Raw genomic sequence first — 10,323 nt, 5'->3', positions numbered from 1 at the left:
GTCAGGACCGCAGCACCGGAGGCGTAGCCTTTGATCCCCTTGTCGAGAAAATTCCAGACTTTGTTGACGCCCAGAAACCCCGTCATCACCAGATTCAGACCGACGATTTCCTTGAAGACCTGAACCGCCTTTTGCATATCGACTTCAGGGTTCATGGCCAGTTTGAGCATCGCCGATACGCACCAGACGCCATCCGCCGCGTAATCGGCTTTGCCGACCATGCTTTTCATCAACATCACCAGCGCCGCACCGATACTCGCCGTCAAGGCCACCAGGCCCAGCTTGGTGTAGAAGTCAGGGTCCGCCTTGCGCTCCCCCTCGGCCAGTTGCAGCCCTGCGCGCAGGGCATCGGCGACTTCGAACCTGGCCTGGAACTCGCTGCTTTTGGTGCCCAGGTATGTCAGGCTCGAGTTCATGATGTCGGTGATGCTTTTGTCTTGCTTGTACAATTCGGTCGCCACTTTCATCTGCTGGGCAAAATGCTCGCTGACATCGAAATGCTTGACCACGGCCAGATGGTCTTCCTCCGGGATGCGGGCGTTCCCGGTGTCTTGCCTGGAAAGCTTGCTCTTGGCGAGCTTGAAGGCAGCGACGATCGATTCACGGTTGAATACGCCCAGCGTGGCAGCGCCCGATGCCACGGCCGTTGCGATACCGAAGCCGACCTGCTCCAGCAGGTGTTCGTTCCTGGCAAAGGTGGGCTGCGCCACGATGGCGTTGGCCAGCACGGTGACGAAGTAGCGGTTCAGGCCATGATCGACATTGGTCCGCGCGTTGGTCAGCTCGTTCATCATCAGGCCAGCCATGAACACCGCGTTCTTGGTGAAGTGGGCAACCAGCGATGAGCTGTAGGAGTTGTCCTTGCTGACGAACGCCACGGCCAGTGGCAAGGGTGCCAGCGCGAGCAGCATCGCCGGGCTTGCAAGGACGCGACTCTTGAGCGAGGCGCCGTTCTTGAGCGTGCCCAGTTCGGCATTCATGCTTTTGTTGAGGCTGAGCAACTCGTCTTTTACATCAGAGGGCAGCCCCGAGCGGCTCAACACTGCTGGCAACTGTTCGTTGTGAGCGCGCCAGGCGTCGAGTTGCCCCTGAGCATTGGCCTGAACGATTGCGCCCAACATGTCACGCTCGGCTTCGCTCAGCGCAGACGATGGCTTTTCCAGCAGCGTCTGCACAACGTCGGAAGTCGTGGTAGCGGCACTTGGCAAATCACCAAGACGGGCCAGTTGCTCCTCGCTCAACACCAGCGAACCGTTGGCCAGCGCCAACCGCAGTTTTTCATCGAAACCCATGCCGCACCTGGCCTCGATGTCTTCTTCAGGGGCGAAGGGCAGCGGGGTATTGCTGACGATATCGCGTTGTTCTTGCGTGAGATGCAGCACATGCTTGTTCAGGAAGGCATGCATCTGATCGGGCGACAGGTGTGGCGCCGGGGTGCGCATCAAAGCCAGCAACGCCTTGTCATCCATCGGCGCGAGCGCCCCGTAGGCATCAAACTTGCGCACCAGATTGCCGCCGGCCTTGAGCAATGCCTGGCGTGTGGTCAGCCTGGGCTCGGCAGGCTCGTGGCCAGGTGCAGGTGCCTCGCCTGGCTCGATGGAGATTTCCTCCAGCCTCGGCAAAAGATCGTGTTCGCGCAATAGCTGCAGCAGCGCCCCCGCTACTTCCGCCAGCTCGCGCAATTCATTGCAGGCTGGCGCGTCCTGGCAATTTTCGGTCAATGCCTGCAATGCGCCCGGCAACATCTCCAGATCATTGAGCGTGTCGGCATGTGAGCGCAGCAGACTGACGACCGCGTCGGGTTGACGCTGGAGGCTGTCATTCAAATCCGCCGTACGCTGCTTGGCCGTGCGAACGAAATGACTGAAGAGCGTGTAAGACGAAACAACGGGGGGCTCTGCGCCCAGCGTCTCGGGATCCAGATGAGTCAACGTCAGCAGATCCGGAATCGCCCGGGCCAGGGCGGACGGTCGGGCAGCCAAATGAGCGACGGATTGGTGCAGCCGCGCCGTCCTGAGCCCTTCACAGGCCTGCGACAGCGAGTCGTGAGATGCGTGAGCAGCAGGCATATCGGCCAGCCGGTGAGTACAACGGTCAAGCAGTTCTCTCAGCGCCGACACCTGATCCTCGCTTGCCAGTTGATGCCAGCCCTGCTCGGTCGTGCCGACCTCGGCGACGCTCTGACAGAGTTGAGCAACGGTGTGCCAGGACGGATGCTGTTTATCCAGCTCACGCTGAAGAGCAGACAACAGACGCACAGTGTCCTGCTCTGGCGCAGCCGAGGTGCGACCAAATGCCACGGCCAGCTCGCCGGAGGCAAAAAACGCTACGGTACGAGTCTGCTGCGGAGTTTGCTCACTAACGCCGGTTGCATCGCCGGACGCAGGAGCAACCTCCGGCAATGAGGAATGAGAGGAGCGCGTGATCTGAGAGGGCATCATGGCGTTTTTACCTACTGTCGGTGGATATGGGCAACAGACCGACTGAGTGTCGTCCGGCCCGGAACGGTGCCGGCAGTTGAAGGGAAATAGATGCGTGATCGCTGAAAATTCGAGTGGATGTGCCCGGTTCACGCCGCCGATGACTAAATCGATCTCGACCCTCTCATGTGGGCGAGCACCCCACAGAACGAGCCTTGCGCCTGCGGCATGTCCATGATTTCAGGCCTTGTCGAAACCCGCGTGAACGGCGTCACTGGTCAAGATGACTGCCTTTCATATACCAGATAAAACCCGATGGGGTAGAATACCCGCCTTTTCCGCCATGCCCCCTTGAGGACTGCCATGTTCAGCCGTGATTTGACTATCGCCAAGTACGACGCCGATCTGTTTGCCGCCATGGAGCAAGAAGCTCTGCGTCAGGAAGAACACATCGAGCTGATTGCCTCGGAAAACTACACCAGTCCGGCCGTCATGGAAGCTCAGGGCTCGGCCCTGACCAACAAGTACGCCGAAGGCTATCCAGACAAGCGCTACTACGGTGGTTGCGAGTACGTCGACGTTATCGAACAACTGGCCATCGACCGCGCCAAGGAGCTGTTCGGCGCTGATTACGCCAACGTCCAGCCACATGCGGGTTCGCAAGCCAACTCGGCGGTCTACCTGGCCCTGCTGCAAGGCGGCGACACCATTCTGGGCATGAGCCTGGCTCACGGTGGTCACCTGACCCACGGCGCCAGTGTTTCGTCCTCGGGCAAGCTGTACAACGCCGTTCAGTACGGTATCGATGCCAACGGCATGATCGACTACGACGAAGTCGAGCGCCTGGCTGTCGAGCACAAGCCAAAAATGATCGTCGCCGGTTTCTCTGCCTACTCGCAGATCCTCGACTTCCCGCGCTTCCGTGCAATCGCTGACAAGGTCGGTGCCTACCTGTTCGTCGACATGGCTCACGTAGCCGGTCTGGTCGCCGCAGGCGTCTACCCGAACCCGGTGCCATTCGCTGACGTCGTGACCACCACCACACACAAGACCCTGCGCGGTCCACGTGGCGGCCTGATCCTGGCGCGCGCCAACGCCGAAATCGAGAAGAAGCTGAACTCCGCGGTATTCCCTGGCTCCCAGGGCGGTCCGCTGGAGCACGTCATCGCAGCCAAGGCCGTGTGCTTCAAGGAAGCGCTGCAGCCTGAGTTCAAGACCTACCAGCAACAAGTGGTCAAGAACGCCAAGGCAATGGCCGGTGTGTTCATCGAGCGCGGCTTCGACGTGGTTTCCGGTGGTACTGAAAACCACCTGTTCCTGCTGTCGCTGATCAAGCAGGACATCTCCGGTAAAGACGCCGACGCCGCCCTGGGTCGCGCCTTCATCACCGTCAACAAGAACTCCGTACCGAACGACCCACGCTCCCCGTTCGTCACCTCCGGCCTGCGCTTCGGCACCCCGGCAGTGACCACTCGCGGCTTCAAGGAAGCTGAGTGCAAGGAACTCGCGGGCTGGATCTGCGACATCCTGGCTGACCTGAACAACGAAGCCGTGATCGAAGCCGTTCGCGAGAAGGTCAAGGCCATCTGCGCGAAGCTGCCAGTTTACGGCGCTTGATAAGCCTCGTTTAAACGCAGTACCAAAAGCCCCGGTTCGTGAGAGCCGGGGCTTTTTGTTGGGCAGATCACTCTATGGGCAGAAGCTCAGCCGCTGCCTGACCTCTCAGCCGCATACCCTCTCGAACCCCGCCCGGATCTTCTCCTCCGGCAATTCATCGGCAATAAACACAATCACACTCTCACGCTGCTCGCCTTCGGCCCACTCGGTATCCCAGTCGAAGCCATACAGTTTAAGCACCCCTTGAAACACCATCTTGCGCGGTTCGTCTTCGATGTTGAGCACGCCCTTGTAGCGCAGCAATTGCTTGCCATGGTCTTCCAGCAGTTCGTTCATGAACTCGCTGAGGCGGTCCAGGTTTAGCGGTTTTTCGCTGCGCAGGACGAGGCTGGTGATGCGGTCGCCTGAATTGCCGACCGGGGCCAGTGGGCGCAGGATCATACCGCCGCCGAGGTCGGCGTTGAGGTTGAAGCCGCGCACATCGAGCAGTTCGGCAAGGTCGATGTTGCCATGTTCGACGATGCGGATCGGGGCGCGGCGGTTGATGCGGGTCAGGCGTGCGCTGAGGGCATCGAAGGTTGCGTCGTCGACCAGATCACGCTTGCTCACCAGCAATCGGTCGGCAAAGCCGATTTGCGCCTGGGCGATGGTTTGCGCCAGGTGGGTATCGGCGTGTGCAGCATCGACCAGAGTGATGATGCCATCGAGTATATAGCGCTCGCGCAGCTCTTCATCGATGAAGAAGGTCTGCGCGATGGGTGCAGGGTCGGCCAGGCCGGTGCATTCGATCACCAGTCGGTCGAAAGCGATTTCGCCACTGTCCAGGCGCTCCAGCAACAGGTAGAGCGCCTTGGTCAGGTCGGTGTGGATGGTGCAGCACACGCAGCCATTGGACAGGGTCATGATCTGTACGGGATCAGTGCCGAGCAACTGGCTGTCGATACCTGCATCGCTGAATTCGTTTTCAATCACGGCGATTTTCAGGCCGTGCTCGGCCTTGAGCAGGTGGCGCAGCAAAGTGGTTTTGCCTGCCCCCAGAAAACCGGTCAGCACGGTCACGGGGATGGGTTGCAACTCAGTCATAAGGCTCCTGGCGTGATGCATTCAGCTGAAATGAAAACGCGCCACAGGTGATGGCCTGCGGCGCGTCGGATCAAACAATAACGCAGTTCAGAGGATCAGCAGCACTTCGGACCGCCCTTGCCGCCGTAACGTGCCTCTTGCCGCTCCCGGAAGAACTGCTCGTAGGTCATCATCGGCTTGTCCGGGTGGGTGTTCTGCATGTGCTCTACGTACGTGTCGTAGTCAGGCATGCCCACCATCAGACGCGCGGCCTGACCGAGGTATTTCCCGAGGCGACTCAGGTCATTGAACATGGGCAAATCCTCTGTGGGTAACCATCATCACACCTGCGGCGCTGGCGGCATGGCCTGGTAAGGAGCTTCCTTGTCGGTACGCGCCTTGGTGGTCCACGCCGCACGGCCTACTTTAAGGGCGTAGAACAGAATGCTGAACACCACGAACAGGAACAGCACGGTCAGCCCGGCATTGGTGTAAGCGTTGAAGATCACATGCTGCATCTGGTCCATGGTCTTGGCCGGGGCCAGGATCTGGCCGGCATCCGCCGCCGCGCTGTATTTCTTGGCCAGGGCCAGAAAGCCCACCGCAGGATTGGCGTCGAACAGCTTGATCAGACCAGCCGTCACGGTGCAGATCAGCAGCCAGGTGGCAGGCAGCATGGTCACCCACACATAGCGCTGACGCTTCATCTTGATCAGCACGACGCTGGCCAGCATCAGGGCAATACCGGCGAGCATCTGGTTGGAGATGCCGAACAGCGGCCACAGGGTATTGATGCCGCCCAGCGGGTCGATTACGCCTTGGTACAGAAGATAGCCCCACAGCGCCACGCAACCACCGGTGCCGATGGCGTTGGCCGTCCACGACTCGGTGCGTTTCAAAGCCGGAACGAAACTGCCCAGCAGATCCTGCAGCATGAAGCGTCCGGCTCGTGTACCGGCGTCGACTGCGGTCAGAATGAACAGCGCCTCGAACAGAATCGCGAAGTGGTACCAGAACGCCATGGTGTTTTCACCCGGCAGCACCTGATGGAGGATCTGCGCGATACCAACCGCCAGCGTCGGCGCACCACCGGCACGCGCCAGCACAGTGTTTTCACCGATGTCTTTCGCAACAGCAGTCAATTGCTCCGGCGTGATGGCAAAGCCCCAGCTGGAGACAGTCTGCGCGACAGTCACCACGTCACTGCCAACCACCGCAGCCGGGCTGTTCATGGCGAAGTACACGCCTGGCTCGATCACCGAGGCGGCAACCATTGCCATGATGGCCACGAACGACTCCATCAGCATGCCGCCGTAACCGATGTAACGAGCGTTCTTTTCGTTATCCAGCAGCTTGGGCGTGGTGCCCGAAGAGATCAGCGCGTGGAAACCCGATACCGCACCGCAAGCGATAGTGATGAACAGGAACGGGAACAGTGCGCCCTTCCAGACCGGGCCTGTGCCGTTGGTGAACTGGGTCAGGGCCGGCATTTTCAGCTCGGGAGCCAGAATCAGGATGCCGATTGCCAGTGCCAGAATGGTGCCGATTTTCAGGAAGGTCGACAGGTAGTCACGTGGCGCAAGCAGCAGCCAGACCGGCAGCATTGCTGCTACAAAACCATAGCCCACCAACATCCAGGTGATCTGCACGCCGGTGAAGGTGAACATCGGCCCCCAGGTCGGATCGGCCGCTACCATGCCGCCGACCCAGATCGAACCGAGTAGCAGAATGACACCGATAATAGAGATTTCACCGATACGACCCGGGCGGATGTAGCGCATATAGATGCCCATGAACATCGCGATCGGGATCGTCGCCATGACCGTGAACATGCCCCACGGGCTCTCGGCCAAGGCCTTGACCACAATCAGCGCCAGCACCGCCAGGATGATGATCATGATCAGGAAACAGCCGAACAGGGCGATGGTGCCGGGAATACGGCCCATTTCCTCGCGAACCATGTCGCCCAGCGAGCGACCGTTACGGCGCGTGGAGAGGAACAGGATCATGAAATCCTGTACCGCACCGGCCAGCACCACACCGGCGATCAGCCAGAGCGTACCGGGCAGATAACCCATTTGCGCGGCCAGTACCGGGCCGACCAGCGGGCCTGCACCGGCGATGGCAGCAAAGTGATGACCGAAAAGAATGTGTTTGTTGGTCGGCACGTAGTCCAGACCATCGTTGTTGACCACCGCCGGTGTCGCGCGCAGCGGATCGAGCTGCATGACATGGGTGGCAATGAACAGACTGTAGTAACGATAGGCAACCAGATAGATAGCCACCGCAGCGACCACTATCCACAAAGCGTTGATCGCTTCTCCGCGACGCAAGGCCACGACCCCAAGGGCACATGCCCCGACAATTGCAACGATGAGCCAGGGAACATGGCGCATCAGACTATTATTATTTTTCATTTTTTTATTCCAGCAGAGTTGACTAGAAGGCAAGCAGTCCGAGTTTAGCGCCGGATCAGCGAAAGACCACCCCCAACCATGGTCTAGAGCGAAATTTGATCAATTGCGGCAGATACCCGGCATAGAGGGCTGGAATGGCCTCGACAGATGGTTGCCGGATCACAAAACAGTGATGCGGAACTGTTCTGTAATGGCTTTCAGGTCTATCGTGCAGGAACAACAGAATTGATCAGATAACGACCTGCCCGCTGACCTCCGGTGGCGGTCAACAAGAGAGTTCATTCGATGACCGACTCACCTGCAGATCGCCGTCGTTTCAAGCGCATTGCCTTCGACGCCAAAACCGATTTGAAGCAAGGCGATCAGACCTGGAAGGTTCAACTGGTCGATCTTTCCCTGAAAGGGTTGCTCATCGAGCGGCCTGATCCGTGGAACAGTGATCAGACGCAGCCCTTTGAAGTCGACATCATTCTAAGCAACGACGCCCACGTAAAAATGGATGTCAAAATCACCCATGACAACAGCCGCCAATTGGGATTCGTTTGCCGGCACATAGGGCTGGAGTCAATCAGCCACCTGAAGCGGCTGGTCGAATTGAACCTCGGAGACCCCGAGGAACTGGATCGGGAACTGGCAGCCTTGATCGAACTGCAGGGATAATCCTCGGGGCGAGGTTATTCGAACAACGCATCCAGTGCCTGCTCCAGACGCGTGACGGCAATGATCTGCAAACCGGGTGGCGCTTCCTTCGGCGCATTGCCTTTAGGTACGATGGCCCGCTTGAAGCCATGCTTGGCGGCTTCCTTGAGGCGCTCCTGGCCGCTGGGCACCGGCCTGACCTCACCCGACAGCCCCACTTCGCCAAACACCAGCAAGTCATGCGGCAGCGGACGATTGCGCAGGCTGGACATCACCGCAGCCATCAAGGCCAGGTCGGATGCGGTTTCCAGCACTTTCACACCGCCCACTACGTTGAGAAACACGTCCTGATCGTGAGTCGGAATACCGCCATGTCGATGCAGGACCGCCAGGAGCATGGCCAGACGGTTCTGGTCCAGACCCAGCGTTACACGACGCGGGTTGGACATGTGGCTGTCGTCCACCAGCGCCTGAACCTCCACCAGCATCGGCCGCGTGCCTTCCCAGGTGGCCATGACCACACTGCCCGGCACTTCTTCCTGAGCACGGGTGAGAAAAATCGCCGACGGGTTGGAGACTTCTTTCAGGCCCTTGTCGGTCATGCCGAACACGCCCAGTTCGTTCACCGCGCCGAAGCGATTCTTCACCGCCCGCAGCAGACGCAGACGGCCATCCGACTCGCCCTCGAAATACAATACGGTGTCGACCATGTGCTCAAGCACACGCGGGCCGGCAAGCGCGCCCTCTTTAGTGACGTGACCAACCAGAAAGATCGCCGTGCCGCTCTGTTTGGCGTAGCGCACCAGCAAGGCCGCGCTTTCGCGAACCTGCGACACGCCGCCCGGTGCTGACTGCAACTGTTCGGTGAAAATCGTCTGGATCGAATCGATCACCATGACCTTGGGCTTCTCGACCTTGGCAGTGGCAATGATGGTTTCGATACAGGTTTCAGTCATGACGCGCAGCTTGTCCTGCGGCAGCCCCAGGCGTCGGGCACGCATGGCCACCTGCTGCTGGGATTCCTCGCCGGTGACATACAGCGCGGGCATGCGCTGGGCGATATTGCACAGTGTCTGCAACAGAATTGTCGACTTGCCGATGCCGGGGTCGCCGCCAATCAGCACCACCGAGCCGTCAACCAGCCCGCCGCCCAGCACTCGGTCGAGCTCGGTGGAGTTGGTGGAGAAGCGCGGAATCTCTTCGACACTGACTTCTGCCAGGGTTCTGATTTGCGCCTGTGAACCGGTCCAGCCGGTACGCCCGGTGGGCGGCGCAGCAGCGCCACTCTCAATCATCGTTTCGACCAGTGTGTTCCAGGCACCGCATTCGCTGCACTGGCCCGCCCACTTGGGAAATGTCGCGCCGCACTCGGTGCAGCCGTACAAGCGTTTGGCCTTGGCCATGACAACCCCAGTCGTAAAAAACGCCCATGATAACGCAGGTTGCGCCAGCAGTTACCTGCGCAGCGAACCATGACTTTCAAAACCGGATAAAACTTACACAAGCCGCTCCGGTCGATTGAACGTAGAACGGACGACAACTGTAAGGCTGGACTACACTCTCCCGGATCACTTTTATCTGTAACAAGGAATTACCCATGAGCGTACTTAGCGAGTTCAAGGCCTTCGCGGTCAAAGGTAACGTGGTCGATATGGCCGTCGGTATCATCATTGGCGCGGCATTCGGCAAGATCGTTTCGTCGTTCGTCGGCGATGTGATCATGCCACCGTTAGGCTTGCTGATCGGCGGCGTGGACTTCAGTGACCTGGCCATCACCCTGCGCCCTGCGCAAGGTGCGGCACCGGCAGTGCTGCTGGCTTATGGCAAGTTCATCCAGACGGTTATCGACTTTATTATCGTCGCGTTCGCGATCTTCATGGGCGTCAAGGCCATCAACCGCCTCAAGCGCGAAGAAGCCAAGGCACCGACCCTGCCACCAACGCCTTCCAAGCAGGAAGTGCTGCTGAGCGAGATTCGTGACCTGCTCAAGGAACAGAACAAACCGACCGCGCCAGTCACTGTAGACCCTACGCGTCCGCTTTGATCGAATAAGGCATGGACCTGCTGACTATCGTCCCCACGCTCCGCGTGGGGATGCATTTCCAGACGCTCTGCGTCCAGCCTTTAGCGCGCGGAGAGTCATTACTTGATTCTCGTTCCCACGCTCC

At 59.4% G+C, this 10,323-nt stretch carries 8 protein-coding genes (1 of these 8 only partly in view); 3 read left to right on the top strand and 5 right to left on the bottom strand.

All coding sequences use genetic code 11. The features are described from left to right. Positions 1-2,441, bottom strand: the 5' portion of a protein-coding gene (locus ALO64_RS01925) for a HopW family type III effector protein (protein ID WP_054991644.1). Its footprint begins 301 nt before the window's first position; 2,441 of the gene's 2,742 nt are visible here — the first part of the coding sequence; it begins with the start codon at positions 2,439-2,441; its stop codon lies off the left edge, out of view. 342 nt (positions 2,442-2,783) lie between these two features. Between ALO64_RS01925 and glyA the strand changes: the two genes are divergently transcribed. Then, complete coding sequence (gene glyA / locus ALO64_RS01920; RefSeq protein WP_044344360.1) at positions 2,784-4,037, top strand: serine hydroxymethyltransferase; 1,254 nt, start codon at positions 2,784-2,786, stop codon at positions 4,035-4,037. Between the two features lie 105 nt (positions 4,038-4,142). Here glyA and yjiA read toward each other — a convergent pair whose 3' ends face one another. The 3 genes from yjiA to ALO64_RS01905 form a co-directional block, all read right to left on the bottom strand. Beyond that, complete coding sequence (gene yjiA, locus ALO64_RS01915; RefSeq protein ID WP_044344359.1) at positions 4,143-5,120, bottom strand: GTPase; 978 nt, start codon at positions 5,118-5,120, stop codon at positions 4,143-4,145. A 95-nt stretch (positions 5,121-5,215) separates the two neighbouring features. Beyond that, on the bottom strand, positions 5,216-5,413 hold the full coding sequence (locus ALO64_RS01910) for a YbdD/YjiX family protein (protein ID WP_002555232.1): 198 nt from the start codon (positions 5,411-5,413) through the stop codon (positions 5,216-5,218). Positions 5,414-5,440: 27 nt separating this feature from the next. After that, positions 5,441-7,516, bottom strand: a complete 2,076-nt coding sequence (locus ALO64_RS01905; protein ID WP_044344357.1) for a carbon starvation CstA family protein — start codon at positions 7,514-7,516, stop codon at positions 5,441-5,443. A gap of 285 nt (positions 7,517-7,801) precedes the next feature. Between ALO64_RS01905 and ALO64_RS01900 the strand changes: the two genes are divergently transcribed. Continuing rightward, a complete protein-coding gene (locus ALO64_RS01900; protein WP_005733664.1) occupies positions 7,802-8,176 on the top strand; it encodes a PilZ domain-containing protein in 375 nt (124 codons plus the stop codon). A gap of 14 nt (positions 8,177-8,190) precedes the next feature. Here the strand turns inward: ALO64_RS01900 and radA are convergent, their stop codons facing one another. Then, positions 8,191-9,558, bottom strand: coding sequence for a DNA repair protein RadA (gene radA, locus ALO64_RS01895; RefSeq protein WP_002555235.1), 1,368 nt, complete (start codon positions 9,556-9,558; stop codon positions 8,191-8,193). 194 nt (positions 9,559-9,752) lie between these two features. On the opposite strand from radA, the gene mscL reads away from it, so the two are divergent. Further along, complete coding sequence (gene mscL / locus ALO64_RS01890) at positions 9,753-10,199, top strand: large-conductance mechanosensitive channel protein MscL (RefSeq protein ID WP_044344356.1); 447 nt, start codon at positions 9,753-9,755, stop codon at positions 10,197-10,199. Positions 10,200-10,323: the final 124 nt, after the last annotated feature.

The sequence above is a fragment of the Pseudomonas meliae genome (assembly GCF_001400515.1).
Lineage (GTDB): Bacteria > Pseudomonadota > Gammaproteobacteria > Pseudomonadales > Pseudomonadaceae > Aquipseudomonas > Aquipseudomonas amygdali.
The sequence above is the reverse complement of the archived record's forward strand: the minus strand, read 5'-3'. Positions and strand labels throughout refer to the sequence as shown.

What these genes read in the sequence shown, in the direction of transcription:
- glyA (WP_044344360.1), top strand. Translation starts at nt 2,784, where the DNA reads ATGTTCAGCCGTGATTTGACTATCGCCAAGTACGACGCCGATCTGTTT.
- yjiA (WP_044344359.1), bottom strand. Translation starts at nt 5,120, where the DNA reads ATGACTGAGTTGCAACCCATCCCCGTGACCGTGCTGACCGGTTTTCTG.
- ALO64_RS01910 (WP_002555232.1), bottom strand. Translation starts at nt 5,413, where the DNA reads ATGTTCAATGACCTGAGTCGCCTCGGGAAATACCTCGGTCAGGCCGCG.
- ALO64_RS01905 (WP_044344357.1), bottom strand. Translation starts at nt 7,516, where the DNA reads ATGAAAAATAATAATAGTCTGATGCGCCATGTTCCCTGGCTCATCGTT.
- ALO64_RS01900 (WP_005733664.1), top strand. Translation starts at nt 7,802, where the DNA reads ATGACCGACTCACCTGCAGATCGCCGTCGTTTCAAGCGCATTGCCTTC.
- radA (WP_002555235.1), bottom strand. Translation starts at nt 9,558, where the DNA reads ATGGCCAAGGCCAAACGCTTGTACGGCTGCACCGAGTGCGGCGCGACA.
- mscL (WP_044344356.1), top strand. Translation starts at nt 9,753, where the DNA reads ATGAGCGTACTTAGCGAGTTCAAGGCCTTCGCGGTCAAAGGTAACGTG.